The organism is Lysobacter sp. S4-A87 (genome assembly GCF_022637455.1).
Lineage (GTDB): Bacteria > Pseudomonadota > Gammaproteobacteria > Xanthomonadales > Xanthomonadaceae > Lysobacter_J.
This window is the reverse complement of sequence record NZ_CP093341.1, coordinates 2765838-2792228: the sequence shown is the minus strand read 5'-3', so window position 1 is coordinate 2792228 and position 26391 is coordinate 2765838. Positions and strand designations below refer to the sequence as shown.

At 65.9% G+C, this 26391-nt stretch carries 29 protein-coding genes; 8 read left to right on the top strand and 21 right to left on the bottom strand.

Annotation, left to right across the window (positions count from 1 at the left end; genetic code table 11):
- Positions 1–65: 65 nt before the first annotated feature.
- The 3 genes from MNR01_RS12495 to MNR01_RS12485 form a co-directional block, all read right to left on the bottom strand.
- Positions 66–848 carry an SPFH domain-containing protein gene (locus MNR01_RS12495; protein WP_241920617.1) on the bottom strand — a complete coding sequence of 261 codons (783 nt, stop codon included), beginning with the start codon at positions 846–848 and terminating at the stop codon, positions 66–68.
- Positions 849–1037: 189 nt separating this feature from the next.
- Positions 1038–1490: an Ohr family peroxiredoxin gene (locus tag MNR01_RS12490; protein WP_241918106.1), complete on the bottom strand. Its 453-nt coding sequence runs from the start codon at positions 1488–1490 to the stop codon at positions 1038–1040.
- A 54-nt stretch (positions 1491–1544) separates the two neighbouring features.
- A complete protein-coding gene (locus MNR01_RS12485; RefSeq protein ID WP_241918105.1) occupies positions 1545–2930 on the bottom strand; it encodes an epoxide hydrolase in 1386 nt (461 codons plus the stop codon).
- A gap of 471 nt (positions 2931–3401) precedes the next feature.
- On the opposite strand from MNR01_RS12485, the gene MNR01_RS12480 reads away from it, so the two are divergent.
- From MNR01_RS12480 to MNR01_RS12470, 3 genes are all read left to right on the top strand, one after another.
- Positions 3402–4736 (top strand): epoxide hydrolase family protein, encoded by a 1335-nt coding sequence (locus MNR01_RS12480; protein ID WP_241918104.1) that lies wholly within the window; start codon positions 3402–3404, stop codon positions 4734–4736.
- 347 nt (positions 4737–5083) lie between these two features.
- A complete protein-coding gene (locus MNR01_RS12475; protein ID WP_241918103.1) occupies positions 5084–5530 on the top strand; it encodes an Ohr family peroxiredoxin in 447 nt (148 codons plus the stop codon).
- A gap of 84 nt (positions 5531–5614) precedes the next feature.
- The gene (locus MNR01_RS12470; RefSeq protein ID WP_241918102.1) at positions 5615–5887 is read left to right on the top strand and encodes a hypothetical protein; all 273 of its coding nucleotides are present in this window, start codon (positions 5615–5617) and stop codon (positions 5885–5887) included.
- A gap of 58 nt (positions 5888–5945) precedes the next feature.
- On the opposite strand, the gene MNR01_RS12465 is transcribed toward MNR01_RS12470, so the two are convergent.
- From MNR01_RS12465 to MNR01_RS12440, 6 genes are all read right to left on the bottom strand, one after another.
- Entirely contained in the window at positions 5946–6485 is a 540-nt protein-coding gene (locus tag MNR01_RS12465) for a hypothetical protein (RefSeq protein WP_241918101.1), read from the bottom strand.
- A gap of 107 nt (positions 6486–6592) precedes the next feature.
- Positions 6593–7507 carry a VOC family protein gene (locus tag MNR01_RS12460; RefSeq protein WP_241918100.1) on the bottom strand — a complete coding sequence of 305 codons (915 nt, stop codon included), beginning with the start codon at positions 7505–7507 and terminating at the stop codon, positions 6593–6595.
- 93 nt (positions 7508–7600) lie between these two features.
- On the bottom strand, positions 7601–8821 hold the full coding sequence (locus MNR01_RS12455) for a serine hydrolase (protein WP_241918099.1): 1221 nt from the start codon (positions 8819–8821) through the stop codon (positions 7601–7603).
- A gap of 6 nt (positions 8822–8827) precedes the next feature.
- A complete protein-coding gene (locus tag MNR01_RS12450; protein WP_241918098.1) occupies positions 8828–9319 on the bottom strand; it encodes a BLUF domain-containing protein in 492 nt (163 codons plus the stop codon).
- Positions 9316–9846, bottom strand: a complete 531-nt coding sequence (locus MNR01_RS12445) for a GNAT family N-acetyltransferase (RefSeq protein WP_241918097.1) — start codon at positions 9844–9846, stop codon at positions 9316–9318. The genes MNR01_RS12450 and MNR01_RS12445 overlap by 4 nt, the downstream gene beginning before the upstream one ends.
- 246 nt (positions 9847–10092) lie before the next feature.
- Positions 10093–10428 carry a hypothetical protein gene (locus MNR01_RS12440; RefSeq protein ID WP_241918096.1) on the bottom strand — a complete coding sequence of 112 codons (336 nt, stop codon included), beginning with the start codon at positions 10426–10428 and terminating at the stop codon, positions 10093–10095.
- 180 nt (positions 10429–10608) lie between these two features.
- On the opposite strand from MNR01_RS12440, the gene MNR01_RS12435 reads away from it, so the two are divergent.
- Positions 10609–12126: a DUF1214 domain-containing protein gene (locus MNR01_RS12435; protein WP_241918095.1), complete on the top strand. Its 1518-nt coding sequence runs from the start codon at positions 10609–10611 to the stop codon at positions 12124–12126.
- Positions 12127–12754: 628 nt separating this feature from the next.
- Here MNR01_RS12435 and MNR01_RS12430 read toward each other — a convergent pair.
- From MNR01_RS12430 to MNR01_RS12405, 6 genes are all read right to left on the bottom strand, one after another.
- Complete coding sequence (locus tag MNR01_RS12430; protein ID WP_241918094.1) at positions 12755–12988, bottom strand: hypothetical protein; 234 nt, start codon at positions 12986–12988, stop codon at positions 12755–12757.
- A 35-nt stretch (positions 12989–13023) separates the two neighbouring features.
- Positions 13024–13332 (bottom strand): hypothetical protein, encoded by a 309-nt coding sequence (locus MNR01_RS12425; protein WP_241918093.1) that lies wholly within the window; start codon positions 13330–13332, stop codon positions 13024–13026.
- A gap of 68 nt (positions 13333–13400) precedes the next feature.
- Positions 13401–14585 carry a 2-methylaconitate cis-trans isomerase PrpF gene (gene prpF, locus MNR01_RS12420; RefSeq protein WP_241918092.1) on the bottom strand — a complete coding sequence of 395 codons (1185 nt, stop codon included), beginning with the start codon at positions 14583–14585 and terminating at the stop codon, positions 13401–13403.
- 61 nt (positions 14586–14646) lie between these two features.
- Complete coding sequence (gene acnD / locus MNR01_RS12415) at positions 14647–17244, bottom strand: Fe/S-dependent 2-methylisocitrate dehydratase AcnD (RefSeq protein ID WP_241918091.1); 2598 nt, start codon at positions 17242–17244, stop codon at positions 14647–14649.
- 242 nt (positions 17245–17486) lie between these two features.
- A complete protein-coding gene (locus MNR01_RS12410; RefSeq protein WP_241918090.1) occupies positions 17487–18266 on the bottom strand; it encodes a hypothetical protein in 780 nt (259 codons plus the stop codon).
- A 76-nt stretch (positions 18267–18342) separates the two neighbouring features.
- The gene (locus MNR01_RS12405; protein WP_241918089.1) at positions 18343–19383 is read right to left on the bottom strand and encodes an NADP-dependent oxidoreductase; all 1041 of its coding nucleotides are present in this window, start codon (positions 19381–19383) and stop codon (positions 18343–18345) included.
- A gap of 204 nt (positions 19384–19587) precedes the next feature.
- Here MNR01_RS12405 and MNR01_RS12400 point away from each other — a divergent pair, with 204 nt between their 5' ends.
- Both MNR01_RS12400 and MNR01_RS12395 read left to right on the top strand, forming a co-directional pair.
- Positions 19588–20157, top strand: a complete 570-nt coding sequence (locus MNR01_RS12400; protein WP_241918088.1) for a hypothetical protein — start codon at positions 19588–19590, stop codon at positions 20155–20157.
- A gap of 73 nt (positions 20158–20230) precedes the next feature.
- Entirely contained in the window at positions 20231–21043 is an 813-nt protein-coding gene (locus MNR01_RS12395; protein WP_241918087.1) for an outer membrane protein OmpK, read from the top strand.
- Positions 21044–21123: 80 nt separating this feature from the next.
- Here MNR01_RS12395 and MNR01_RS12390 read toward each other — a convergent pair whose 3' ends face one another.
- The 6 genes from MNR01_RS12390 to MNR01_RS12370 form a co-directional block, all read right to left on the bottom strand.
- Positions 21124–21750 carry a hypothetical protein gene (locus tag MNR01_RS12390; RefSeq protein WP_241918086.1) on the bottom strand — a complete coding sequence of 209 codons (627 nt, stop codon included), beginning with the start codon at positions 21748–21750 and terminating at the stop codon, positions 21124–21126.
- A gap of 19 nt (positions 21751–21769) precedes the next feature.
- Positions 21770–22552 carry a thioredoxin family protein gene (locus tag MNR01_RS12385; RefSeq protein ID WP_241918085.1) on the bottom strand — a complete coding sequence of 261 codons (783 nt, stop codon included), beginning with the start codon at positions 22550–22552 and terminating at the stop codon, positions 21770–21772.
- 143 nt (positions 22553–22695) lie between these two features.
- Positions 22696–23370: a glutamine cyclotransferase gene (locus MNR01_RS12380; protein ID WP_241918084.1), complete on the bottom strand. Its 675-nt coding sequence runs from the start codon at positions 23368–23370 to the stop codon at positions 22696–22698.
- A 43-nt stretch (positions 23371–23413) separates the two neighbouring features.
- Complete coding sequence (locus MNR01_RS12375) at positions 23414–24634, bottom strand: helix-turn-helix domain-containing protein (RefSeq protein ID WP_241918083.1); 1221 nt, start codon at positions 24632–24634, stop codon at positions 23414–23416.
- Positions 24635–24682: 48 nt separating this feature from the next.
- Positions 24683–24808, bottom strand: a complete 126-nt coding sequence (locus MNR01_RS17480) for a hypothetical protein (RefSeq protein WP_256451844.1) — start codon at positions 24806–24808, stop codon at positions 24683–24685.
- 28 nt (positions 24809–24836) lie between these two features.
- A complete protein-coding gene (locus MNR01_RS12370) occupies positions 24837–25025 on the bottom strand; it encodes a DUF1801 domain-containing protein (protein WP_241918082.1) in 189 nt (62 codons plus the stop codon).
- Positions 25026–25329: 304 nt separating this feature from the next.
- Between MNR01_RS12370 and MNR01_RS12365 the strand changes: the two genes are divergently transcribed.
- Complete coding sequence (locus MNR01_RS12365) at positions 25330–25686, top strand: helix-turn-helix domain-containing protein (protein WP_241920616.1); 357 nt, start codon at positions 25330–25332, stop codon at positions 25684–25686.
- A gap of 97 nt (positions 25687–25783) precedes the next feature.
- Positions 25784–26239, top strand: a complete 456-nt coding sequence (locus tag MNR01_RS12360; RefSeq protein ID WP_241918081.1) for a DUF6010 family protein — start codon at positions 25784–25786, stop codon at positions 26237–26239.
- Positions 26240–26391 lie beyond the last annotated feature (152 nt).

The window sequence follows — 26391 nt, the reverse complement described above, 5'->3', positions numbered from 1 at the left end:
CAATGACCGGCCGCCGATGGAAAGGGTGCTCGTCCGAGGATCACGGGTTGCAAGCCGCCAAAGACTCACTTGGAGACGATGCTGGTGCCCTGCGGTACGAGGTAGCACGCGTCTGCCGTCTTGCACGCTTCGGCCTGGATTTCTGCCAGCTGGCGGGCGAGGTACTGCTCGGGCGACAGACCCATCTTGTTGCGGTAGGCGTTGTCGGCGTCGGCCTTGGCTTCCTGCTCCAGCTTGCGTTGCTGTTCGGCGATCGTGGCGGCGACCAGCGTGAGGTTGCGTTGCTGCTCGGCCGCGGTGTTGTTCATCTGCGCCAGGACGTTGTCGTTCGGCTTGGCCTTGCCGAGGTTGACCGCCATCACTTCCACGCGGATGCCCGATGCCTTGATCAGCGCGCGCAACTGCTCGGTCACTTCCTGATCGACCTTCTCGGCCGCCACGGGGTCGGACATCATCTGCGCCATCTTTTCCGACTTGACCGCCTTGCGGACGATCGAGTTGTAAGGCGACAGCACGTTGTTCGCCCACCACTGCGGACCGAAGCGCTTGAGCGTGTCCGCCGCATCGATCACGCGCAGCTGCACACTGGTGTCGAAGTCGAGCAGGATGTTGTCCATCGACGACAGGTCCTGGAACGGCACGTGCAGGGTCTGCGGCGCGGTGGTGACGTAGATGACCTTGGTGGACCACCACGTCACGTCGCGGCCTTCGCTCAGGACCTCAGCGCGGATGCCTTCATGGCCGAAGATGTAAGGGCGGTCCTGGTAGACGGCGACGTCACCCGGGTCGGGCTGTGCGACGGTGCAGCCGATGCTCGGGACGGTCATGCACAGCACGATGGCGAGCATCGCGAAACGACGAGACGAAAGCTTCACTCAGTTCCCCCTGGAACGCCGGCCACAGAATCGGCTCCGGCCTGGTGTGCAGGTTACCGGACCGCGTAATCCGGCGCGAGCGTGCGATGACCGGGGGAAGTTCAAGGTACGCAGGGCACCGGCGACATCCATATGCCGCCGGTCCGAACGTACGATCGATGTCTAGACGGTGACGTTCACGCCCACGTCGATGTTGCCCTTGATGGCCTTGGAGTACGGGCAGATTTCGTGGGCTTCGTGGACGAGACCTTCGGCGACCGCACGGTCCATGCCCGGCACGATGACGTTGAAGCGGGCCTCGATGAAGTAGGCGCTCCCGGTCTGGCCCAGGTCGATTTCGAGGTCGACGGCAAGGTCCGGCGGCAGCTCGATCTTCTTCTGCTGGGCCGCCACGCCGATCGCGGAGATGTAGCAGGCCGACCAGGCGCCAGCGAACAACTGCTCGGCCGTCGGATGTGCGAGTGCCGCGGCGAAGACCTGCTCCTGGCTGGTGCCGGATCCGGACGCCGAGGTCTTGATGTCGAGGCGGCCGTGGGCGCTGCGCGATGCGGCATCGCGCGGTGTGGCGGCGGTGTGCGTCTTGCCGGTAAACAGGACTTTCTCGATCCTGGACATGGGGGACTCCCTCTGTGCTCTGGTTGGTCGTTATGGTTCGCGATCCTTGGTGTGCTACCGGAGTGTCCTGAACCCGGCCCGGACTTCCTCACAGAAAGACTCCGGCTGTTCCCACGACGGGAAGTGGCCACCCTTGGGCAGCCGGTTGTAGTGCACCAGTCGCGGATAGGCCTTCTCGCACCAGCTCCTGGGCGCTTCGTAAAGCTCATCCGGAAACACGCTGACCGCGACCGGGAGGGTCACGCCCTTCTCGCCGAAGTACGGCGTCTTGTTCTCCCAGTAGAGACGGGCCGAGGAAATGGCGGTATTCGTCAGCCAGAACAGCGTGACCGCATCGAGGACATCATCGGGGCTGATGCCCTCGGGCTGCCCGTTGATGGAACGCGCCATCAGGTCATAGCTCTTGGGGTAGAGGTCGATCATGTAGGCGGCCAATCCCACGGGCGAGTCGGCGAAGCCAGTCAGCGTCTGCGGCCGGTCTCCGTTGAGCAGCGAGTAGCCGATGTGCCGGTAGGCGAACGCGATCTGTTCGCACGCGTGCACTTCTTGGTCTGACAACCCGGGCGGCGGCGGGTCACCGCGGAACATCGCGCCGTCGATTTCCGGCGGAACCACACCCGGCATGTTGGTATGGATGCCGACCAGGCCCGGCGGCATCTTCGCCGCCATCAGGTCTACGACGATCGCGCCCCAGTCGGTCCCCGACGCGACCCATCTGGTGTAGCCCAGCCGCCTCATCAGTTCGTTGTAGGCATCGGCGATCCGCGGCGGGTTCCAGCCGGTCGTGTCCGGCTTGGCCGAAAAGCCGAAGCCCGGCAGCGAGGGAATTACCAGATGGAATGCATCGGCGGCAGCTGCGCCATGCGCGGTCGGATCGGTGAGCGGCTCGATGACCTTCATCCGTTCGACGAACGAGCCCGGCCAGCCATGCGTCATGAGCAATGGCAGCGCGTCTTCATGCCTGGACCGGACATGGATGAAATGGAAGTCCAGACCGTCGATTGCGGTGAGGAAGTTCGGAACGGCATTGATCTTCGCTTCGATCCTGCGCCAGTCGTACGCGGTGGCCCAGTGCCGGGCCAGCTTCTGGATCGTCGATAGTTGCGTGCCCTGGCTGGCGTCACCGACAGTCTCGCGATCCGGCCAGCGCGTCGCGTCGATGCGCCTGCGAAGATCTGCGAGGTCGGCATCCGATGCACGAAACTGGAATGGTCGAAGCGCAGCGGAGTCGACTCTCGCAGGCGTTGCATCCGCAGTTGCATTCATGGCGTCGTTCTCGCGAGACAGATGGGAAACCGAACGTGTTACCCGGCGGCAATGGCCCCGACCGCGACAGGCGAACGCCCAGGGCGGCGCAAATTTCGGTCCATCGATGCGTGCGAGACCTGCTTGCGCCATCTGCAAGCAACTTTCAGGCCAGTTGGCCCGGGTAAGCGGCATGGCCCTTGTCCTGATGCAACCGTTGCGGTTGCCGGGAGGCCGCTCGTGGTGTCTGCCGATTGATTATCTACTCTGCTTGGCCGCGACCTGCAACACGCTCGTATCGCGCGCGACGACAGTTGTGACATGACTCCACGGTCACGTGTCCGCTCTGCGCACAGCGCTTGCATTTCCATGCCTCAAGGCTGTTGCAAGACGCATCATCGCGGCGTAGAAATACATTCGGCAAGCGCGAAGACAGCGGCCACCTGGCAACCGCAACGGTTGCAGCGGACAAGGTGAGCCGGCAGCTGTCCAGGGCGGTATCGCCCACGTGTCGCGTACGGAGTACGCAAGCCTCGACGGAACTACCCCCAAACAAGCGAATGGCTTCGGGCCATGACTCGCATTGAGACGGGCGGTTCTGAGCTCAAGACTTCCCATTTGGAGCCTGCTCCACGTGGCGGGCATCTGCACGCTCAAGGAGGCCGCATGCAAGAGAACAACGACACCACCTTCCAAACGCGGCGCAGGCTTTGCGTTGCCACGGCGACGACGCTGGCTGCTGCGCCATTGGGCTTGATTGGTTGCACCGGGAGGAAAGAACCCATGAACGAAGTCGCGGAGAAGAAGACGGCAAGTACCAGCTCAACCGAGCTGCGCCCGTTCACCTACAAGGCGTCGGACGCGGAACTGGCCGACCTGCGCAAGCGTATCGAGGCCACGCGATGGCCCGATCGCGAAACCGTCAAGGATTCATCGCAGGGAGTGCAGTTCGCAACGATCCAGAAGCTCGCCCAGCACTGGTCCAGCAAGTACGACTGGCGAAGGATCGAAACCCAGATCAATGCCGTGCCCAACTTCCTCACCAGCATCGACGGGCTGGATATCCACTTCATGCATATCCGCTCCAAGCATGAGAACGCATTCCCGCTGCTGGTGGCACACGGCTGGCCCGGGTCGATCATCGAGCAGATGAAGATCATCGGCCCGTTGACAGACCCCACTGCCCATGGCGGGAGCGAGGCGGACGCCTTCCACCTGGTGATTCCGTCTATGCCTGGCTACGGGTTCTCGGGCAAGCCAACCACCACCGGTTGGACTGCGATCCGCATCGCCGAGGCGTACAACACGCTGATGAGTCGACTCGGTTACAGCAAGTGGGGCGCTTCGGGCGGCGACTGGGGCGCAATCGTTGTCGACCAGATGGCACTGAAGACACCGCCGGGCCTTGTCGGCATCCATACCAACATGGCGGGCGTGGTGCCTCCGGACATCGACAAGGCGCTGTTCCGCGGTGACCCGCTGCCTGCGGGCCTGAGCCTGAGCGCGGAAGAGAAGCAGGCCTGCGACCAGCTCGCCTTTACCTACAAGCACATCGCCTACGCGTTGATGATGGGCGACAGGCCGCAAACGCTGACGGGCCTGGCGGATTCACCGGTCGGATTGGCGGCGTTCCTGCTCGACCACGACCACCGCAGCTACGAGATGATTGCCCGCTCCATCGACGGCGTGCCGGAAGGCCTGACGCCTGATGACGTGCTCGACAACATCACGTTGTTCTGGCTGACCAACACGGCGCTGTCCTCGGCCCGTCTCTACTGGGAGAACAAGACGCCGTACTTCTCGGTCAAGGGCGTCACGATTCCCGTCGCGGTGAGCGCGTTTCCGGACGAACTCTTCCAAGCGCCGAAGAGCTGGTCGGAGAAGGCCTATCCCAAGCTTGTGTACTACAACCGGCTGCCGAAGGGCGGGCACTTTGCGGCCTGGGAGCAGCCCAAGCTCTTCTCCGAGGAAGTTCGCGCGGGATTCAAGACACTGAGGTGAGTCGCAGGGGGCATCCATCGGCCGGGTGTTGGGGGCCCGGCCGCATGGTGGTGCTTTTGACCAGACCCACAGAACGATCTGAATGGGGCGCGGCACGGCTTCTGGAAGCACATTCGCCCCGGATCGCCCGTTCGTCGGAATGCGGTCGATCGCAAGTTGACACACCCGGTCGCTTGCGCGAGGATGCTTAGATCGCATGCGATACACGCGGATGCGATTAATAAAGTCTGAACCACCTCCTCCCCACCGATTGACTGCTTCCACCGACCTCCCTACAGTCCACACCCATCGTACACGATTCAATCGGACGCGATGTCAAAAACCCCTCCCCACCAGAGCAAGCCACCATGACCAAGATCGACAAAGTCCTCTTTACTGGCAAGACCCACACCACCGTTGCCCAGGCCCCCACGCCCGCCGACCACGGCAGCCTCAACCTGGCCCTGTCCTCGCCCAGCCACGCCGGCCACGAGCAGCAGCTCACGACCGTTGCGCCGCACCCGACCGCCGAGGAGCTGTTCGCCGGTGGCTGGTCGGCCTGCTATATCACTGCGATCGGCCTGATTGCCGCGCAGAAGCGCGTGGCGCTGCCGGCCGACCTGTCCGTCGACGTCGAGGTCGACCTGGGCCAGACCGGTGCCGCCTGGCTGCTGGAAGCCCGCTTCGAGATCCGGATTCCGGGCCTGGCGCAGGACGTTGCCGAGAAGCTTGCACACGCCGCCCACGAGATCTGCCCGTACTCGAAGCTGGCGCACGGAAAGATCGACGTTTCAGTCAACGTCATCACTTCGTAAGGACACTTCCGCACGGCCGGCCTGCACATCGCAGGTCGGCCGGGCCTGGAGGCGCAGTCGCAACCCCACGCCGAGGCAACCGCCATGACCCACGAACGTACTGCCTATCACCCCATCAGCTGCGAGTTCCACGATCGCCTCGAGGACCTTGCGACCCTGCGCAAGCCCGCGCGCATCAACTTCCGCGACGAGAACGGTGCCGACCAGCACCGCGATGCGGTGATTACCGATGTCTTCGCGCGCAGTGGCGAGGAATACCTGTCGATGAGCACCGGCGAGATCGTGCGCCTTGACCGGCTGGTCGACGTCGACGGCGCCCGCTTGGCCGACTACGACGCTTCATCGTGCGGCATCTAGTGCCCAGGCAGCATCACGGCCAACCGCGCGTGGCCGCGAAGCATCCCTTGGGCGACGATCAGCGGCGGATCTGCCCCTGGCCGAACTGTCCAGGCATGGGGCCGGGCATTGGCCCCGGCATCGGCCCGGACATCGGACCCGGTCCGGGACCGTAGTAGTACCCGGATCCATATCCCGGCCCGAACACCGGGCCGTCGTACTGACCGACGCTGATGTTCACACCGACATGGCCAGTGCCGCCGTCGTCAGTGGCGTAGGTCTTGTTCATGCTGATATCGGCGGCCTGCCAGTTGCTGTTGCCGCCGATCTTGGACCAGCCAACGCCCACGCCCACGTCGCCGTGCACCTGCCAGTCGCTGTTGGCATTCTCGCCGGGCTTGATGAGCTCGTTGCCAACCGGCAGGCCGCCCTGCTGGTCGCCGCGCCAGGTGCCAGGCGGCTCATTGCGGTAATCGGCGGTGTTGGCGAAATCGATCCGTGTCGCCGGCACGCTCAGGTCCAGCGCGGGAGCAGCGGACGCATCGTCCTGCGCCACCGCCGGCGCGAAGGCCAGCACGCCACACAAGAGCAGGAAACTGCGTGTCGTGACCGGATTCATGGCGAGCCTCTGGGGTGTGCTGAACGCGCGTGGCAGACATTGACGCTAACAACAGCCGATTGAATGGCAGCTGTCGGCGACCGGCCAGCATGGGTCAACTATACGGCTCAGGACGCCGCTGCCGCCGCCTCGATCGTTGCCACGTCCAGTTTGTGCATCGGCAGGAAGGCCTGGGTCACGCGGTCGATGGTGGCCTGGTCGCCGGCCGCCAGGATCTCGTCCATCAGCTGCGGCGTGATCTGCCAGGACAGCCCGAACCGGTCCTTGCACCACCCGCACTGCTCGGACTCCGGCACGCTCGACAGCTGCGCCCAGTAGCGGTCGATCTCAGTCTGGTCGCGGCAGGTGACGACGAACGAGATCGCTTCGTTGAAGCCGAAGCCATGCGCGTGGCCGCTGTCCATCGCAACGAACCACGTATCGCCCAACCGGAAGTCGGAGAACATCACCGTGCCTTCGCGGTCCTGGGGCATGCCGGCGGGGTATTTCATCAGTTGCCCGGACTGCGAGCCGTCGAAAACCGCACGGTAGAAAGCGCCCGCCGCCTCGGCCTTGCCGTAGGCCTCGCCGGTGAACATCAACGACGGCACGATGGGCGGCCGTGGCTTCCCGCCGGGGTTGGCCAGGATCAGCTGCCACGACACGCCGTAACGGTCCTGCACCCAGCCGTAGTGCTCACTGAAGGGGTAGCTGTCCAGCGGCATCAGTGCCTGGCCGCCGTCGACCAGTGCTGCCCAGAGTTTGTCGAGCTTGGCCCGTGCATCCGGATCGCGCGACGGATCGAAGTTGACGAAGAACGACACCGACGGGTTGAACTTGAACAATGGCCCGGCGCTGATCGCCATGAAGGGCTGCCCCTGCACGGTGAACGACACCACGTCGCAGTCGCCCGACGGCGTGTTGCGCAGCTGGGTGATGGCGTCGACATTCGAGTCGGGGAACACCGAGCAATAGAACTCGGCAGCCTCTTTCGCCTGCTTGTCGAACCACAGGTGCGGCGTGATCGGTTTGACCAGTGACATGCGGGATCTCCTTGCGCGGCCCATGCGTCAGCTACGACGGTCTAACGGGTCGGCAATTCACGGGGCGTGAAGCCGGCCCGCGAACACGCGCCGTCAGAGCGCAGGCATCAGGTCGCGCGTGAGGAGCTTGTACGTCAGCGCATGCGGCTGCCGCTCGTTGTAGTTGGTCGTGGTGATCACCACCACCGCCCGCTTCTCCGGCAGCAGGAACACAGCGTTGCCGCCCGTGCCGGCCATCGTCGGTGCCGTGATGACGCCGTTGCCGCTGGGAATCTTCATCAGCCACCACAGATAGCCGTAGTCGGCGTCCTCGCGGGCTGTGGCCTTGGGCGACAACGACTGGCGGACCCATGCGGCGGGCACCACCTGTTTTCCACCTGCGCGTCCCTCGTCCAGGTACAGCTGCCCCAGCTTCCACAGATCGCGTGTGCGCAGCCCCAGCCCGCCTCCGGCCTGGGCGAGACCCAGCGGCGAGAACTGCCAGGCGGGAGCCTGGATTCCCAACGGGTCGAACAGGCGACGCTGTGCATAGGTTTGCAACGGCTCATGCACCGCGGTCTGGATCACTTCGCCCAGTGTGCTCACGCCAGCAGTGCAGTAACGGAAGTTGCGGCCATACGGTGAATCGGCCGGCTTGGCCACCCAGGCGGGAAAGCCCTGCACCGGAAGGTCTGCGTAGAACTGCACCCAGTCTTCGATCAGGTACATCCGTTCTTCGTTGCCCCGGGAGAACTGGTCTTCGTCGTTGCACTCGACGATCGACGACATCGTCATCAGGTCCTCGACCCGGATGGCCTCCTTGCGCGGATCGGCGTTTAGCATCTTCTGCCGGCGCGCGGGCGGCAGAATGTCGAAGATGCGCGCGGAAGTGCCAGCGAGCTTGCCGTCCTCGATCGCCAACCCCGCGAGCATCCCGGTCACCGTCTTGGTCGCCGAGCGGGTGTTGCGACGTCCTTCGGCGCCGTCCGCGTCGAAGTAGTGCTCGTAAACAACGTTGCCGTCCTGGGACACCAGGATGCTGGTGATGGCCTTGTACTCGCCCTGCTCGACAGCCTTCTGGGCCCGCTCGAACTGGCCGGCGTCGGCGGCTGCCGCACTGCACGACGCGGTGGCGACCCAAATGGAAAGCAGCGTTCGTTTCATCGGACCGATTCTCCATCCGGGCAACCTGGCCGGGTTTTGTGAGGTCATGATGAAGCCGAGGCCAGCCGCCCTGTCCCCGCGGCGAAGGTACCAGGACGGAAAAGCGCTCCGCTGGCCGGGTTCGCAGATTCGCACTACCACGAAGCCTTGCAGGCCGAGGCCTTGCGGCAAAAGCGGTTACTCGCCCCCTTCCAGATCAGACCGGTCGTATGCCTGCCAGTCGCGTGGATTCTCGGCTTGCCACTTGCTCCAGAAATGGGCCAGGAGCGCGACGCCCTCAGGGCACTTCATGGACGTCCGGGTTACCGGAACCGACAGCTCCCATCGTGCCTGCGCGAGTTCCTGCAGAGCGGTCGCCGGCGCATTGCGGAAGCCCATGTGCCAGGTCTCGAACTGGCGACCTTCAACAGGTGCATTCATGAGTTCGCGAATGTCGGTGTGGCATTTTGCCGGCTTTATCCGCTCATACACCGCCTCAACGCTGTCGTTCAATCCTTCGAAGTACTGGAAGAACTCGCTGCCATTGAAGAGCAGCACTCCGGTTACACCCGCCACAGCGTTGAATCCTCTTGCATCGAGCAAGAGCCCATCGATCTCGGCAGGCTGCAATCTCCGCGCGATCCTGCTGACGTAGGCAATGGCGTGAAATCCGCCGGTCATCGACGTCATCGGCCGAGTTCCAGACTCATCACATGGTCATCGTAGGCAGTTCCACCGACCACGAACTGGCGATCGGCGAAGTGGTTGAAACCCTGTTTCCTGTAGAAGGCGAGGGCCGCGTGGTTGCCGGCATAGACACCCAGCAGCAGGCGGGTCGCTCCCGCACCCTCGGCATGCTCGACCGCCTGCTGCAGCAGCCTCTTGCCCAGACCTCCTCCCTGGTACCGCCCCAGCAGGTAGATGCGCTTGAGCTCGAGATCGTGGGCCGGGTTGGCGCCTGGGAGGTCAGGCGCCGCTACAACAAGGTAGCCGACCGGCGCATGGCCCGGAGCGACACCCGCCAGCCAGACCGCAGATCGCGCATCGCCCAGCCAATGCAGGTACTGCGAGGGCGAATGTGCCTTGCGGCAGTGCTCCGCGATCGCCGTCCCGTCGAGAACGCCCGAGAACGTCTCCAGGAATGTCGCCTGGCCGACCAGCGACAAAGCATCCTCATCGCCGACTCGCGCCCGGCGGACTTCCACGTCGACTGCCACGAGACCTCCACTGAATGCCCCATGAGGCGAGAGCCAATGGTCCAGTCGCCGTGCCTATCGGTCAACCATCCATGCAGGCGATGGCAGGCCGGAAGGCCAACAGCCTCACCGCGGCGGCGCGACGCCTGGATCGTAGGATCCGCTGGGCCCATAAAGCCAAATGCTTGGCGGGATGCCAGGAGAGCCGCCTAGAGTCGAATTCGCAGCAAGGAAAACGATAGCCCTCATAAAGCGCCCAACTACTGATCAGGCCTGCCCCGGTTCGGCACACATACCGCTCGCAAAGGCGAATGGCGTGCTTCCGAGCAATCCGGGCAACGCCATCGAGAGCAAGGTTCCAGCACCCGCCTGGAGCAAGAGCGCCAGCCAAGCATGCGCGAACGGCCGAACTGACTGGCGGAATGACAGATGCACGAACACGGCCGCACAAGCTGCGAACGAGATCAAGGATCGGCCAATCAGTGACGCGACGAATTCACCGGCACTCTCGGCGGACACGAAGAAGTCGGCCTCGAAGAGGCCGAGCACGACCTGCACGACGAACAGCACCGCGGCGTATCTTGCAATCTTTCCCCAGTTCACAACCGCCTCCCCCAATGCTTCTTCAGCTTATGCAACCCGGATCCAGACAACAATCGTTTGCACTGGTCGAGGCGGCCCGCCCCGACGACCGCTTTCGGCCAGAAGCCGACATTCGCCTTGACGCATACTTCACGCCAGCGCATTACCGTCGGCACTCCATTTCTGTCGAACGGGCTGGCAATGAAGACCTCACTGATCGCGCTCTCGATCCTCGCGGCGGTCGTCGCCGTTGGCTGCAGTCGCCAGCCCAGCGAGCCCAATGGCGCACCCGAGGGCAAGGTGGCTGCAACAACCGCTCCCACGACCACCGCTGAGCCCCCGGTGTCCGGGACGAAGGCTCCGGCGGACGGCGCCGATGCCCTGCTCACCACGCCAGCGACACCCGAGGTGGTGGCAAAAGGTTTGGAGACCGACGGGTATCAGCTCGCGGTGTCGGCTTACATCTGGGGTTACCCGCTGGTTCGCATGGAGCGCGTTGCCCGGGACTACACGAATGTTCCGAGTCCGAAGCCGGACACCAGCTACCGCGCGCCGCTCAATCAGATCGGCTGGGCCACGTCGCTCGCCACGCCTGATGCGCACGACATGCCGACGGCCAACAACGACACGTTCTACATGAGCGCGGTGGTCAAGCTGGACGAGCCGTACATCTTGTCCGTCCCCGATACGAACGACCGCTACTACGTGGTGAACGTCTTCGATATGTATCAGGAGCTTGAGCACTACATCGGCAGGCGCACCACCGGCACCAAGGCCGCGCGCTATGCCATCGTGCCGCCCGGCTGGAAGGGCGCGCTGCCGCCCGGCGCGAAACGGCTGGATGTCAGCACCAACAAGGTCTGGCTATGGGGACGCCTGCGCATCGCCCAGGGCGAGCCGGTGGAACCGGTGTTGGCGCTGCAGAAACAGTTCGAGCTGGTCCCGCTGTCCGCCTTTGGAAAGGCAGGCGCTGCGAGCAAGTCCGCCGAGCCCCTCAAACCACTGCCGTCTGTCCAGGGCGATGAGTTCGGCTTCTTCACGGAGCTGGGCGCAGCGGTGCAGAACAACCCCATCCGGGAGACGGACAAGGCATTGTTTGGTCAGTTCGCGCGCATCGGCCTGACCGAGAAGGGGTTCGACCCGTCGACGTTGAACCCGCAGGTTCGCGCTGGCATGGCGCGGGGTCTTGCCGACGCGCCTGCGGTTGCTGTGGCCGCTCTGGCCAGTACAGCCACCAAACGAAACGGGTGGGACTGGGTGACCGGGCTGGACAGCTTCGGCTACAACTATTCTCTACGTGCCGTCGTCGCTGGCCCCTACCTGGGCGGCAACGGGGAACACGAGGCGATGTACCCGATTCGCTACACCGACGCGAAGGGCGAAGTGCTGAACGGCAAGCACCGCTACTCCATCCACTTCGACTCGGCACCGCCAGTCGACGCATTCTGGTCGGTGACGATGTACAACGCGGGCGACAAGATGCTCGTTGCGAACGAGATCAACCGCTACAAGGTCGGAACGGATACGCAGGGTCTGAAAAAGGCTGCCGATGGCTCCTTCACGATTCCCATACAGCACGACAAGCCGGCGGGAGACGACGCAGCCAACTGGCTGCCAGCGCCCGAAGGCGACTTCTACGTGATCCTGCGCATGTACCAGCCCAGTGATGCGGTGTTGTCCGATCAGTGGAAAATGCCGCAACTGAACCGAGTTGATTGATGGAGCGCGCTTTCGTCGAATCAGAAGACCGCTTCGGGTCGAAAGCGGACATGACCAGCGGGCGGCGGCGCCGTCCCGCCCAGACGTCCGCTAGCGGCCAGATGCGGTCACGACAATAGACTCACGTTCCTGCCAAACAGGTTTCGGCCCGCGACACCCGCACTATTACTTATGCTCGACCAGAGGCAACGCCAACCTGGCCCATGGTGGCCGCTGTCCGACGAATAAAGCCTCACGAGGCTCGAAAGCGTCGGGATCGTCGAGGCTTCCGGCGTAGATGGTCACCAGGTCAGGCGCGGACTCTGGTGTGCCAAACAGCAGGCTGCCGCATTCCGCGCAGAAGTTGCGGACGGCAGGTTGCCCGCTTCCCCCCGTCGTGCGCGATTGCTTTATCGGCCCGGCACTGGTGAATGAAAGCCTGGAAACGCCCAGCACAGGAACTCCACCGCTTCCCGAGGTGCGCTGACAGTCCCGACAGTGGCAGACGATGGAAAACATCGCCGGTCCCGTCGACTGATATCGGGATGCACCGCACAAGCATCGACCTGTGAGCATTCACTTGCCTCCGTGATTCGGATGGCCCTGATGCCTTGGAAACCAGCCCGAAACGCGCACTGGCCGAAGGGTCTCATCCATCCGTCGTAACAGGACTGAAAGCCCCGGCGACCGCGAGCACGGCCATGCCGACCAGTACGAAGAACACACTGGCAATCAAAGGAATCAAAGGCTCGAACACCGCACCTGGCGGCGGTGGATGCAGCATGGCCCAGGTAACGCGACCGGTCTGGTAGAGACCGAACGCCGTTATTCCGCCGCCGACAAGCAGCAAGCCCCATGTCACAAGTTTCCGCAACAGCCTCATTGCGCTCCCCCTTGCGTGCGACAGCTGGCGACAGGTTACCCGAGCGGCTGGGTCTCCGCTTCAGGGTCCGGGCAATCACTGCCGGCACGGTCACGGCAAGGATCATCGCCGGCTCGCGGCGTGCTGGACGGGGTGTTGGCCGGGAAAGGCTCGACGTCCGCCGCTGGCCGACTGCCGGGCGGAAGCTGGCCGGGCGGTATCGCGTCGCGCTTCGTCGACCGGTAGTAGTGCTCGCTGGCTGCCCGCCGCATGGCGGCCGGCGCGAATGCCAGCGTGCAGTCCGCGCTGACGGGCGGGCTATGCAGGAGCGCCGCGCACGCGGCAACCAGGAACAGGGCTTTCATCGGCGTCGCGTCCGGCCAGGGGACGCTCAGCCTCGCAACTTTGCTACCGGCTCACTATCCGGATCTTGCTAGAACGAGTCCGCAGGCACGCGGACCGCGCCTTCCATCAGCACGCGGGCGCTGCGGCTCATCACCGCCTTGGTGACGGTCCACTCACCGTCGACCTGGCGTGCTTCGGCGCCCACTCGCAGCGTGCCCGACGGATGGCCGAAACGGACCGCACCGTGCTCTCCGCCACCGGCGGCCTGGTTGACCAGGGTGCCGGGGATAGAAGCAGCGGTGCCGATCGCGACCGCAGCCGTGCCCATCATCGCGTGGTGCAGCTTGCCCATCGACATCGCACGCACGTGCAGGTCGATCTCGGATGCGGCGATGTGCTTGCCGCTGGATGCGACGTAGTCCTGCGCCGGTGCGACGATGGCGACCTTGGGCGAGTGCTGGCGCTTGGCGGCCTGCTCGATGTTCTCGATCAGCCCCATGCGCATCGCACCGTGCGCGCGGATCGCTTCGAACCGTGCCAGCGCCTTGGGGTCTTCGTTGAACACCGGCTGCAGCTCGGTGCCGGTGTAGCCCAGGTCGGCGGCGTTGACGAAGATGGTCGGGATGCCGGCGGTGATCATCGTCACCCGCAACGTGCCGACGCCCGGCACTTCCAGGTCATCGACCAGGTTGCCGGTCGGGAACATCGTGCCGCCGTCGCTGTCGTCGGCCGGGTCGATGAATTCCAGGGCGATCTCGGCGGCCGGGAAGGTCACGCCGTCCAGCTCGAAATCACCGGTTTCCTGCACCTGGCCGTTGCTCATCGGCACGTGCGCGATGATGGTCTTGCCGATGTTGGCCTGCCAGATGCGCACCACGGCGATGCCATCAGCGGGAACGCGGCTGGCATCGACGAGGCCGGCGCTGATCGCGAACGGGCCCACCGCCGAGCTGAGGTTGCCGCAGTTGCCGCTCCAGTCGACGAACGCCTGTTCGATCGCGACCTGGCCGTAGAGATAGTCGACGTCATGATCCGGCACCGACGCCTTCGAGATGATCACGCACTTGCTGGTGCTCGAGGTCGCGCCGCCCATGCCGTCGGTGTGCTTGCCGTAGGGATCGGGCGATCCGATCACGCGCATCAGCAGCGCATCGCGCTTCGGGCCCGGCAGCTGCGCAACCTCGGGCAGGTCCTGCAGCCGAAAGAACACGCCCTTGCTGGTGCCGCCACGCATGTAGGTGGCGGGGATGCGGATCTGGGGGAGATGGGACATGGGCAGTGGTTCCGTCGATCAGTGCGTGCAGGGCGTGCAGATGGGGGTCACACGGGCGGCCTCAGGCCGCCTGTGCGGATTCCAGGAAGTCGTTGGCGAAACGCTGCAGCACGCCGCCTGCGTCGTAGATCGATACTTCCTCGGCGGTGTCGAGGCGGCAGGTCACCGGCACTTCGACGCGCTCGCCGTTGCGGCGGTTGATGACCAGCGTCAGCTGCGCGCGCGGGGTGCGCTCGCCGATGACGTCGAAGGTCTCGGTGCCGTCGATGGCCAGCGTGGTGCGGTTGGTGCCCGGCAGGAACTCCAGCGGCAGCACGCCCATGCCGATCAGGTTGGTTCGGTGGATCCGCTCGAAGCCCTCGGCTGCGATCGCCTCGACGCCCGCCAGGCGCACGCCCTTGGCCGCCCAGTCGCGCGACGAGCCCTGGCCGTAGTCGGCACCGGCGATGATGATCAGCGGCTGGCGACGCTCCATGTAGGTTTCGATCGCCTCCCACATGCGCGTGACCTGCCCTTCCGGCTCGATGCGCGCCAGCGAGCCCTGCTTCACGTTGCCGGCCTCGTCGCGGACCATTTCGTTGAGCAGCTTCGGGTTTGCGAACGTGGCGCGCTGCGCGGTCAGGTGGTCGCCGCGATGGGTCGCGTAGGAATTGAAGTCCTCTTCCGGCAGGCCCATCTTCGCCAGGTACTCGCCGGCGGCACTGGACGCCATGATCGCGTTCGACGGCGAGAGGTGGTCAGTGGTGATGTTGTCGCCGAGCACCGCCAGCGGACGCATGCCGCTGAGTGCGCGCTCGCCGGCCAGCGCGCCTTCCCAGTACGGCGGGCGACGGATGTAGGTGCTCTGCGGGCGCCAGTCGTACAGCGGGCCGACCTTCTCGCCGTGCATTTCGCTGATGCGGAACATCGGCTCGTACACCTGGCGGAAATGGTCCGGCTTGACGCTGCTGGCGACAATCGCGTCGATCTCCTCGTCGCTCGGCCAGATGTCCTTGAGCGTGATCGGGTTGCCGTGGGCGTCATGGCCGAGTGCGTCGCGCTCGATGTCGAAGCGCACGGTGCCGGCGATCGCGTAGGCCACCACCAGCGGCGGCGAGGCCAGGAACGCCTGCTTGGCGTACGGATGGATGCGGCCGTCGAAGTTGCGGTTGCCCGACAGCACCGCGGTCGCGTAGAGGTCGCGGTCGATCACTTCCTTCTGGATCGCCGGATCCAGCGCGCCACTCATGCCGTTGCAGGTGGTGCAGGCGAAGCCGACGATGCCGAAGCCGAGCTTCTCGAGCTCCGACAGCAGGCCGGCTTCTTCCAGGTACAACTGCACCGCCTTGGAGCCCGGCGCCAGCGACGACTTGACCCACGGCCGGCGCACCAGCCCGCGGGCATTGGCGTTGCGCGCGATCAGGCCGGCGGCGATGACGTTGCGCGGATTGCTGGTGTTGGTGCAGCTGGTGATGGCGGCGATGATCACCGCGCCATCGGGCATCTGCCCCGGCACGTCGTCCCAGGCACCGGCGATGCCGCGCGCGGCCAGGTCGGAGGTCGGCAGGCGCTTGTGCGGGTTGGACGGGCCGGCCACGTTGCGCACCACCGACGACAGGTCGAAGGTGAGTTCGCGTTCGTACTCGGCGGTCTGCAACGCATCGGCCCACAGGCCGGCCTGCCTGGCGTAGGTCTCGACCAGCTTGACCTGCGCGTCCTCGCGGCCGGTCAGGCGCAGGTAGTCGATGGTCTTGTCGTCGATGAAGAACATCGCCGCGGTCGCGCCGTACTCCGGCGCCATGTTGGAGATCGTGGCGCGGTCGCCCAGGGTCAGCGCCGATGCGCCTTCGCCATGGAACTCCAGGTACGCCCCAACGACCTTCTGCTGGCGCAGGAACTCGGTCAGCGCCAGCACGACGTCGGTGGCGGTGATGCCGGGCTGCGGCTTGCCGGTGAGGTTGACGCCGATGATGTCGGGCAGGCGCATCCAGGAGGCGCGGCCGAGCATCACGCTCTCGGCTTCCAGGCCGCCTACCCCTATCGCGATCACGCCCAGCGCATCGACGTGCGGCGTGTGGCTGTCGGTGCCGACCAGCGTGTCCGGGAAGGCAACGCCATCACGCGCATGCACCACCGGCGACATCCGCTCCAGATTGATCTGATGCATGATGCCGTTGCCCGGCGGAATCACGTCGACGTTGCGGAACGCCTTCTTCGTCCAGTTGATGAAGTGGAAGCGATCTTCGTTGCGGCGATCCTCGACGGCGCGGTTCTTGGCGAACGCGTCCTTGTCGAAGCCGCCATGCTCCACCGCCAGCGAGTGGTCGACGATCAACTGCGTCGGCACCACCGGATTGATCTGCGACGGGTCGCCGCCGCGCTCGGCGATGGCGTCACGCAGGCCGGCCAGGTCGACCAGCGCGGTCTGACCGAGGATGTCGTGGCAGACCACGCGGGCCGGGAACCACGGGAAGTCGAGGTCGCGACGGCGCTCGATCAGCTGCGTCAGGTAGGCATCGAGCATGTTCGGCTCGGCGCGGCGCACCAGGTTCTCGGCATGCACGCGCGAGGTATACGGCAGCCGGTCATAGGCGCCGGGTGCGATCGCGTCGATCGCGGCACGTGCATCGAACCAGTCGAGCGCGGTGCCCGGGAGCGGCTTGCGGTATTGGGTATTCATGGCGGCTGCTGGATTCTTGATCGGAGTGCTGCAGCGACACTCGGGCGCGGACTTCGCATCGTGCTGCCATGCGGAGCCCGGGCGGGCAGGTGCGCTGGGGCCGGGGAAATCCCGGCATCGGCGATTATCCCGCAATTGGCCGGGCCCCGGACCCCCCATTTCCGCCGCCGCGGATGGCCGGGATCGGCACAGCGGGTGGTTTCCAGGCGCGCCGGCGGTTCACCACGCCGTCCAGCCCGGACTCATCGCAGGTGCTGGCGCAGGTCGATCAGGGCCTGATCGGCCGAATCGACGCGGATCAGGCCCAGGCGCGGGTACTCGATCTCGATGGTCACGTAGACGGTCAACGACAGGATGGCGGCGAACACGAACCTGTGCAGCCAGCTGCGGTCGGCGTTGACCGCGGTGGAGTACCCGACCAGCAGCCCCGCGATCAGGCACAGGCTCGCCAGCAGCCAGTAGACGACGCGGGGCGGATGGTGGCGGGTGGCCGCGACGCGGCTGTCGGTGATGTCGAACATCTCGTTCAGCGATGGAATCACCAGCATCGCCGCCGATGCCGGCACGCCCGGACGCTGGCTCGCACGCACCGCCTTCTCCCAGATCTGGTCCTGAAGTGCGTAGCCCTGGTCGAGGCGGGCCTGCGTCGCCGCGCGATCCTCGGCATTGCGGTAGGTCACCAGGCGCACTTCCAGGTAGCGCCGGAACAGTGCCTGCAGCTCCGGTTTGGCATCGGCCGGAAGCAGGTCCAGCCGCTGGTAGGCGGTGCCGATCGCGTTGGCTTCGTCGGCGACCAGCTCGCGGCGGTCATCGAATCGCTGCGCCGCGCCGAAAAAGGTGAAGGCGATCAGCAGCGCGAGCAGACCGAACACCGCACCTTCGGCGGCGTCCGCGCCGCGGGTCAGCCCGCGGCCCTCGCGTGCGAGGTGGGCAAGACCGACCCGTCGCCCGATTTCGACGAACAGCACGATCCCCGCGAACAGGCCGAGGGCGAACACGACCACCTGCAATGCGAAGCTCACCTTCGTCGCTCCACTCAGTGTGCTGTCGCGAGTCTTGGCGAGGCCCCATTAGGGGGTCGTGATGGCGGGAGCGGGCTTACGATCCGGTGGGATCGGCCACGCGCACCACCAGCTTGCCGAAGTTCCTGCCCTGGAGCATGCCCATGAACGCCTCGGGTGCGTTCTCCAGTCCGTCGACGATGTCCTCGCGCAGCTTCACCTTGCCCGCCGCCGCCCAGCCGCTCATGTCCCGGTAGAACTGGGCGAAGCCGTCTGCATAGTGGTCCAGGATGATGAAACCCTGCAGGCGGATGCGCTTGCGCAGCACCAGGCCCATCAGCAGCGGCAGTCGATCGGGCCCGGGGGGCAGCTTCTGGTCGTTGTAGTGGGCGATCAGTCCGCACACCGGTACGCGGGCGCCGTCATTGAGCAGTGGCAGCACGGCATCGAGCACTGCGCCGCCGACGTTCTCGAAATAGATATCGATGCCGCCCGGGCAGGCATCGGCGAGCTGCCGGGCGAAATCGGGATCGTTGCGGTCGATGCAGGCATCGAAGCCCAGCTCTTCCAGCACGTACCGGCATTTGTCGGCACCGCCGGCGATTCCTATCGCCCTGGCGCCCTTGAGTTTGGCGATCTGCCCGACCACCGCGCCGACCGCGCCACTGGCTGCGGCAACGACCACGGTCTCGCCGGGTTTGGGCTCGCCGATGTTCAACAGGCCGTGATAGGCGGTGAAGCCGGGCATGCCGAGCACGCTCAGTGCATACGATGGATGGGGCGCGTTGCCGAGCGACATCAGGTCGCGGCCATCCGACAAGGTGTAGTCCTGCCAGCCGGCGCCGCCGAGGACGAGATCGCCTTCGGCAAACTTCGGATGACGCGACGTGACCACGCGACTGACCGTGCCGCCGACCATGACGTCACCGATCGCCGTCGGTGGCGCGTAGGAAGGCGCATCGCTCATGCGTCCACGCATGTAGGGGTCGAGCGACAGATACAGCGTGCGCAGCAGCACCTCGCCTTCAGCGGGTGTCGGCACATCGAGCTGCTCGAGACGGAAATCCTGCGGAGTCGGCGCGCCTTTCGGGCGGGAGGCGAGGACGATGCGGCGATTGATAGTCTGGCTCTGCGGCATGGGGTTTCTCCGGATGACCCTGCAGGCATGGCGGGCGCCGGGTGCCTTTTCAAGTTGCGCTGCGACACAAGCCGGTCAACACAGCATTCTGTTTTGGCCCGCCAGGGCGCGGACCCGCCCCATGCTGCGCTGTCGTCCGGCCATCACGCAGGCATCACTCCGGGGCGCTGTATTGAGCGCTTTCCCCCGCACGGGTTCACCGCCATGAAATCGCTACTGGTGCCGGCCGCCATCGTCGCCTCCCTGCTCGCCTTCAATGCCCAGGCGAAGCTGCCACTGATCAACGCCACCTGCCCCGGCAATCTCGAGGTCCACGTCGACCAGGGCGGGCCGGTCTACGTCAACGGCAAGGAGGCCACCCTCAAGGTCTTCAACGAGAACGCCTACGAGGCCAGGGACGCAGCGACCGCCACCACCATCTCCATCACCATCAACCCCGACGGTTCGCCGGACGTGTCGTACACGGGCAAGAACCGCGCCCACGGCGTCTGCTCGCTTGCAGGTGCCGACGCTGCCGGTTCAGACGATGCCCGTGCTGCTGCCGCCACCCCGCGCGAGACGTATCCGGCGTCGGAGCAGGCGTGCCTGGCCGCCGTGGCCAAGAAGGTGGGCGTGGCCAGCAGCAAGCTTTCGGTCATCGATGCCCTGGGCGGCGAAGCCGGCATCTCGGTTTCGGTGACGGTGCCGGGTGCGGACGCGCCATGGGCGTGCATGACCGACCAGAAGGGCAAGGTCTGGAACGTCAGCTACACCGGTTCCGAGGGTAAGCTGTAAGCCGGCCGTGGCACTGCTGGAATCTCCTGCGAGGACAGCGCACGCCCTCATCGGGGCGGCATTCGGCGGACTGATGTTCGCCGCCTGTCCGGCGATCGCGCAGGAGACACCTGCGCCTGCCGACGAGCCGTCATTCTTCCTGTGGAACGACACCAGCATTACGCTGCTGGCCTACGGCAAGGGTTTCGCGGTCGATCCCGATGAGCAGTCGACGTTCACGCTCGAGCACGCGCACGAGTCGAAGATCGGCGACTTCTTCATGTTCATCGACTGGACCGATTTCCATGGCCAGCCACCCACCGACTCCACGTGGTACGGCGAATTCGGGCCGCGCCTGAGCTTTGGCAAGATGCTCGACAAGGATCTGTCGCGCACGCTCTTCCGTCACAGCCTGTTCGAGATCAAGGATGTCCTGCTGGCCATGCAGTACGAACGCGGCGAGGATCCGGACCTCGCCGAAGCCGCGCTGGTCGGCCTGGGATTGAACCTCGACGTCCGCCAGGCCGGACCGCTCGGCGGGCTGGGCAAGTTCAACTACGTGCAGTTGAATGTCTATGGCCGCGCGGAGCTGATCGACGGCGCGCGGCATGGCTTCCACGACGCGCAGGTCACGCTGGCCGCCAGCTACCCGTTCCGGATCGGCAAGGCGGCGTTCCTGGTCGATGGCTACTTCGACTGGGTCACCGGGCTTGGCTCCGAGGACTGGAGCTACCACCTCAATCCGCAGATCTCCTGGGATGCCGGCGCGACGATCTGGAACACCCCCGGGAAGCTGTTCATCGGCGTCGAAGTGGACCTGTGGTGGAACAAGTACCAGATCGTCAACTCGCCCTTCTTCGACACCAACCAGAACGCCGTGAGCTTCATGCTCAAGTACCACCTGTAGGCGTGGCGGGTGCGCAGGCAGTTCAGGGCTCGGGAGAGCCTGTGTCCTTCCTGCCTTGGCCTGCCCTGGCCTGGCCTGACCTAGCGAACGATCAGCAGTGCAGCACCGGTAATCGCGAGCGACACCGTCCATGCATGGCGCAACGCGGCGCGGGGCAGACGGTCTGGAATCAGTGCGATGCCCCTGCAGACTCCGGCGGCAACCGCGCCGGTGGTGGCAAGCATCACCGCCAGGTGCAGGCCCACGGCAGCCAGGGCCATGGCCAGTGATCCCGAGGCCGTGATCTCGCGTGCCGGCGAGTTGGTCATGCACAGCGGCAGCAGTGCCGGCACCAGCATCAGGCCGGCGCCGTGGACGGTGGCCATCATGCAGGACCACACCGCGATGCCGGCATGGCCGCGATTGGCGACGTGGTGCCGATGCGGCCAGACACCCAGCCAGCGATGCAAGGCGACGGCGACAAGCAATGCGCCCGCCAGGACCTGGACCAGCACGCGGTCGATCAGCACGCCTTGCGCGACCGCACAGACCACCATTGCGACCGATGCGGCGTGCCCGACCGCGATGGGCAGCAAGGCACGCAGTGCCTGTGCGCTGTCGCCGGAGCGAATGCCGCGCTCGGCCGCGAACATCCAGCCATTGGCCGGGCTCAGCCCATGCAATGCGCCGAGCCCGGCGACGGCCAGCCATGGCCACCAGGTTGCCATCAACGGTTCCCCGCCGGGTTCATTCGTGCGTGGCGCAGCAAGAGGCGGCGGCCTTGGCGGGCGCTTCCGGCTCGTAGCGGTCGTGGTGGCGCACCCAGGCCATCGGATAGTCCAGTTCGTCCTCGTCACGCCCCTTGGGCGTCAGCTCGATCAGGTTGTAGGTATGCATCATCACCTCCACGCCGCGACCGTAGCGCGAATAGGTGTGGAAGACTTCACCCGACTCGTCGCGATGGAAGACGCTGATGCCCGGCGCCTCTTCGTGCGGGAACGGTTGCCGGACGTAGTTGTAATCGACCTTGCCGCTGGACCGCTCCTCGTGGCTGAAGTTGACGCCGAAGTCATGGTTGAAGTCGGTGCCATGCGAGGACACCCAGTTGAACTTCCAGCCCATGCGCTGGCGGAAGCGCTCGATGTCGGCCAGCGGCGCACGCGACACCGCGATCAACGTGACGTCGCGCTGCGCAAGGTGGAGGTTGGCGCCGTCGTTGTGGTCGGCCATGAAGGAGCAGCTCTTGCATCCCTGCTCCCAGCCCGGCGCGAACATGAAGTGCTGCACCAGTAGCTGGCTGCGGCCGTCGAACAGGTCGGCCAGGCGGCGCGGGCCCTGCAGCGTGTCGAAGACGTAGTCCTTGTCGACGCGGACCCACGGCAGCGCCCGCCGCTCGCGGGCGATCTGGTCCTGCAGGCGGGTGAGCTCCTTCTCGCGTGCCAGCAGCGCCAGGCGCTCGGTCAGCCAGCGATCCCTGGCGACAACGGGATGGTCGTTGCGGTCGAGTTGGTTGTCGATTGCGGTGTTCATGGGGTTCTCCAGATAGTGGATTCGCCTTTACCGCGTTTTGCGGGGCAAGGCTTGCCCGTCTCCGGTCGGGCGGCCGGAGTTGGGTTACAAGGTGAAATTGCTGCGTTCGCGATTCGCGTCAGCGCCGCGAACCGGTGCCGGCGTTACTTGCCCGGCCGACGCACCGCGCGGACCTTCCCGCTGGCGCCGCCGCCGCAATAGAACAGCCCTGCGCCGTCGGACTCCAGGCCGCTGACGCCGGCACCGCGTGGCATCTCCAGGCGCTCCAGCACGGTGCCGCTGTCGGCGTCGATGTGGCGCAGTTCGCTTTCGTCGCCGTCCCAGACGCCGTGCCACAACTCGCCGTCGACCCAGGCCACGCCCGTGACGAAGCGGTTGGATTCGATCGTTCGCACGATCGCGCCGGTGTCGGGATTGACCTGATGGATCTTGCGGTCGCGGTACTGACCGACCCACAAGCTGCCTTCGGCCCAGGCCAGGCCCGAATCGCCGCCCGCGCCGGGCGCCGGGATCGACGCCAGGACATTACCGGTGGCCGGATCGATCTTGTCGATGCGCGCTTCGGCGATCTGGTACAGGTGCGTGCCGTCGAAGGCGGTGCCGGCATGTGCGGGATGGTCGAGCGTGCGGGCGACCTGGCCGCTTGCGGGATCGATGGCGAGCATCTTCGAACCGCCGGCGGCCCAGACGCGACTGCCGTCGAAAGTGACGCCACCGATGTTGTCGGCGCCGTCAAACGGACCGTACTCGCGCACGATCTCCGCTGCGCGCGCCGGCACTTTCTCTTCTGTCTTGTCGATGGTCACGAGGGTGGGCATTGCCTGGCTCCTGTTGGCGCCGGTGCTGGCGCGTAGGGTCAATCTACTCAGCGGGCAGCGCGGCAGGGAGTAACAAGGTCGTCGTGAATCCGACCAGCGGCGGCGACAACCAGCGCTGCGCACGCGCCCGCCCGATCGAACGCACCTGCCCGGCGGATTCCAGCTCGGCCAGTGCGCGCTGGACGGTGCGCTGGCTGTCCCCCAGCGCCAGGGCGAGCGCCGAGGTCGACCAGGCGGCGCCATCGGCAAGCAGCGCCAGCAGCGACGCCTGCTCTCCATCGATCGGCGGCACCAGCACGACAAGGGATCGGCCCTCGCGCGGCGCCAGTGCGAAGCCGCGCGCAGTGGCCTCGATGTCCAGCAATGGCGCAACGAGCTTTCGCAAGCGGCCGATCTCGACACGCAGGCGCGCGCGATGCGTTTCATCCGGGCGACGCGTATGGAACACGCGTGCGATGAGTCCATTGCGATCGACGTCGTCGGGCCAGCCTTCGGCCAGTGCACGCAGCAAGGCGAACAGGATCGGCCTCCGCGCCAGCGGCAGCCAGACATCGCCGCCACGCAGTCCGCGACGGCAGGCGTCGACCACCAGCACGCCCGAAGCCATCAGCGCTTCGACTTCCTCCAGGCGCAACGGCTCTTCGTGGCCGGCGTGGATGCGGCGCGCGGCGCTACGGTCGAGTGCGGCGCGTGCTTCGGCCACTTCGGCGAGCAGCGCCGGGACACCGGCACGTCCGGCCGCCTGGTAGGCATCATCGAGCGCCGACTTCGCGTCCGCCGTGCGCAGCGAGCGCAGCGCGACTTCCGCCTTCGCCAGTCCGGCAACGGCCGCGAGCGACGGCGGCAGGCCCTGGGTATCCAGGCCCCTCAATGCCGAGCCCGCCTCGTCAAGACGACCGAGCAACAGCAAGCGGCGCACCGCGATCAGCCGACCCTGCAGCGCGTTGGCGCGATCGTCGCGCGCGTCGAGCGCCGTCGCCGCCTCGGCCAGCGTGCGCGGCGAGCCACCCAGGTCGCGCATCGCAAGCGCCACCTCGGCCTCGGCGACGACACAACGGGCGCGGGCCAGCTCCTCGCGTGCACCAAAGCCACGCGCGGCGCGCCGGAGCAGTTCGCGGGCGCGTGGATATTCCCCCAGCTGGGCCATCGCGATGCCGCGCAGGGCGAGCGCCGGCGGGTCATCGCGCAGGGCTACGCGCTTGAGGGCACCGAGCGCGTCACCGGCGACCAGCGCGCGCCCGGCGGCGGCTATCAGGGAGTCCATGGCGACAGGCTACTGCGCCCGGTCACTCCGATGCCATTGGCCCCTGCGTCACCGCTTCGCCTTGGTCTTGCTCTGGTTCAGCGCCACGGCGGCGCGGATGAGTGCCTTCAATGCCTTCTCGTCGATCTGCTCGGAGACCGAGCCTTCGTTCGTTTCCTTCGTGCCGCTCTTCATGACGGTTGTCGCTCGGTCTGCGAAGCGCTTACATGCGCTCGCCGGGCAGCTTGCTTGCCTGCTTCACCCAGTCGGCGAACCGGGCTTCGTCGAACTCGTCGTGCTCGTGGATATGGTGGTAGCGCATGCCCGGGTGTTTCGACGCGGCCTCGGGAACGGGATGCAGCGAGGTGCCGCGGAAGAAGGCCACTTTCATGTAGTTGGTGAAGGCGTGCACGCTGAGGAACCAGCTGCCGCAACTCGGCGCCCCGGGTCCGGGGCGCGATCGCTTAGCTGCGCTTGCGCCCGCCCTCTGCCCGGCGGGCCAGCCAGCGGCCGCGGGCCCTGGTTAGCACGGCTGTCCTAGATGATGTCAGGGACGCTGCCCGGGCAGGCCAGCTGTCCGGATGGCCGCAAAAGGCGCTGTGGAGGGCCTCAAGGTGGCCGATGCGTCCGGACTGGCACAGCGGGCTTGGCTGCCCGATAGCGGAACTTACGTTTGACCAAGCAGAGGTTCCACCGAGGAGTGCCCTGTGTTCTCGATGTCGTCACGGATACGACGGGCCCGGGTCGCGGCCCGCCTGACCCAGGCCGAGCTTGCGCGCCGACTCAGCGTGCAGCGCAGTGCAGTGACCCAATGGGAGCGCGAGAGCGGAACACACCCGAGCCTGTCGCACCTGACCCAGATCGCCTGCGAAACGCAGGTGCACTTCGAGTGGCTGGCGACCGGGCGTGGCGAGTCCCATCCCAGCACGGGCGAGCTGGACACCGCGGTGATCGCGCAGGATTACGCCCGCGACGAGCTGGAAAGCCGCGTACTGCTGGGGCTGCGGCAAGTGCACAGCCGCGATCGCGAGGCGGCGGTGCGGATCGTCGAGATGTTCGCGAGCCTGCGCTGAGGCGACAGTGTCAACCGGCCTCCGCCGCTTTCACAGAACGGCAGCACGGCATCGACGAAATTGGTGACCCGCCAGGCGGCCAGGCCACGAGGTCTCCATGTCGACCACGACGACGCATGCCCACGAGCGCCTGAACAACTCGGTCTTTGCCCGACGCCCGCTGCTGACCGGTGTGGCCGTTGGCATCGGCTCACTGCTGCCACATGTATTCCTGACGCCACAGGCATCGCTCGGCTTCGCCGCCGTGCTGATCGCCCTGATCGCCGGCATCTACTTCGGCTTCGCCGTGATGAATGGGTCCAGCCGCGACCAGCTGGTGGAGTTCAACGTCGCCGGACTGTTCGCCGTGGCGGGCCTGCTTGGATTGCTGCTGTGGCCGGTGCTGGTCGCGATCGCCTACTTCGCCCACGCCGCCTGGGACCTGGCGCACCACAACCGCTCGCGGCTGTCGCTGGTGAAGATCCCGCGGTGGTACGTGCCGTGGTGCGTGGTGATCGATGTGATCGTGGGCGTGGGGTTGCTGGTGATCTGGAGCAGGAACGGGTTGATCTGAGCGCTTGCGCTCAGTGGATCCGGTGCCGCTTACGACCCGCCCGCCGAACAGTCGGCGCGCGAAGCGGGGACGCCGACATGAGCGATTGCCACGTCGGCGGGCGCTTCCGATGCCCTGGCATTGTTTGCTTCGGTTCGCAGTCGTATCGCGGA

What these genes read in the sequence shown, in the direction of transcription:
- MNR01_RS12495 (WP_241920617.1), bottom strand. Translation starts at nt 848, where the DNA reads ATGCTCGCCATCGTGCTGTGCATGACCGTCCCGAGCATCGGCTGCACC.
- MNR01_RS12490 (WP_241918106.1), bottom strand. Translation starts at nt 1,490, where the DNA reads ATGTCCAGGATCGAGAAAGTCCTGTTTACCGGCAAGACGCACACCGCC.
- MNR01_RS12485 (WP_241918105.1), bottom strand. Translation starts at nt 2,930, where the DNA reads ATGCCGCTTACCCGGGCCAACTGGCCTGAAAGTTGCTTGCAGATGGCG.
- MNR01_RS12480 (WP_241918104.1), top strand. Translation starts at nt 3,402, where the DNA reads ATGCAAGAGAACAACGACACCACCTTCCAAACGCGGCGCAGGCTTTGC.
- MNR01_RS12475 (WP_241918103.1), top strand. Translation starts at nt 5,084, where the DNA reads ATGACCAAGATCGACAAAGTCCTCTTTACTGGCAAGACCCACACCACC.
- MNR01_RS12470 (WP_241918102.1), top strand. Translation starts at nt 5,615, where the DNA reads ATGACCCACGAACGTACTGCCTATCACCCCATCAGCTGCGAGTTCCAC.
- MNR01_RS12465 (WP_241918101.1), bottom strand. Translation starts at nt 6,485, where the DNA reads ATGAATCCGGTCACGACACGCAGTTTCCTGCTCTTGTGTGGCGTGCTG.
- MNR01_RS12460 (WP_241918100.1), bottom strand. Translation starts at nt 7,507, where the DNA reads ATGTCACTGGTCAAACCGATCACGCCGCACCTGTGGTTCGACAAGCAG.
- MNR01_RS12450 (WP_241918098.1), bottom strand. Translation starts at nt 9,319, where the DNA reads ATGACGTCGATGACCGGCGGATTTCACGCCATTGCCTACGTCAGCAGG.
- MNR01_RS12435 (WP_241918095.1), top strand. Translation starts at nt 10,609, where the DNA reads ATGAAGACCTCACTGATCGCGCTCTCGATCCTCGCGGCGGTCGTCGCC.
- MNR01_RS12430 (WP_241918094.1), bottom strand. Translation starts at nt 12,988, where the DNA reads ATGAGGCTGTTGCGGAAACTTGTGACATGGGGCTTGCTGCTTGTCGGC.
- MNR01_RS12425 (WP_241918093.1), bottom strand. Translation starts at nt 13,332, where the DNA reads ATGAAAGCCCTGTTCCTGGTTGCCGCGTGCGCGGCGCTCCTGCATAGC.
- prpF (WP_241918092.1), bottom strand. Translation starts at nt 14,585, where the DNA reads ATGTCCCATCTCCCCCAGATCCGCATCCCCGCCACCTACATGCGTGGC.
- acnD (WP_241918091.1), bottom strand. Translation starts at nt 17,244, where the DNA reads ATGAATACCCAATACCGCAAGCCGCTCCCGGGCACCGCGCTCGACTGG.
- MNR01_RS12405 (WP_241918089.1), bottom strand. Translation starts at nt 19,383, where the DNA reads ATGCCGCAGAGCCAGACTATCAATCGCCGCATCGTCCTCGCCTCCCGC.
- MNR01_RS12400 (WP_241918088.1), top strand. Translation starts at nt 19,588, where the DNA reads ATGAAATCGCTACTGGTGCCGGCCGCCATCGTCGCCTCCCTGCTCGCC.
- MNR01_RS12395 (WP_241918087.1), top strand. Translation starts at nt 20,231, where the DNA reads ATGTTCGCCGCCTGTCCGGCGATCGCGCAGGAGACACCTGCGCCTGCC.
- MNR01_RS12390 (WP_241918086.1), bottom strand. Translation starts at nt 21,750, where the DNA reads ATGGCAACCTGGTGGCCATGGCTGGCCGTCGCCGGGCTCGGCGCATTG.
- MNR01_RS12385 (WP_241918085.1), bottom strand. Translation starts at nt 22,552, where the DNA reads ATGAACACCGCAATCGACAACCAACTCGACCGCAACGACCATCCCGTT.
- MNR01_RS12380 (WP_241918084.1), bottom strand. Translation starts at nt 23,370, where the DNA reads ATGCCCACCCTCGTGACCATCGACAAGACAGAAGAGAAAGTGCCGGCG.
- MNR01_RS12375 (WP_241918083.1), bottom strand. Translation starts at nt 24,634, where the DNA reads ATGGACTCCCTGATAGCCGCCGCCGGGCGCGCGCTGGTCGCCGGTGAC.
- MNR01_RS17480 (WP_256451844.1), bottom strand. Translation starts at nt 24,808, where the DNA reads ATGAAGAGCGGCACGAAGGAAACGAACGAAGGCTCGGTCTCCGAGCAG.
- MNR01_RS12365 (WP_241920616.1), top strand. Translation starts at nt 25,330, where the DNA reads ATGTCGTCACGGATACGACGGGCCCGGGTCGCGGCCCGCCTGACCCAG.
- MNR01_RS12360 (WP_241918081.1), top strand. Translation starts at nt 25,784, where the DNA reads ATGTCGACCACGACGACGCATGCCCACGAGCGCCTGAACAACTCGGTC.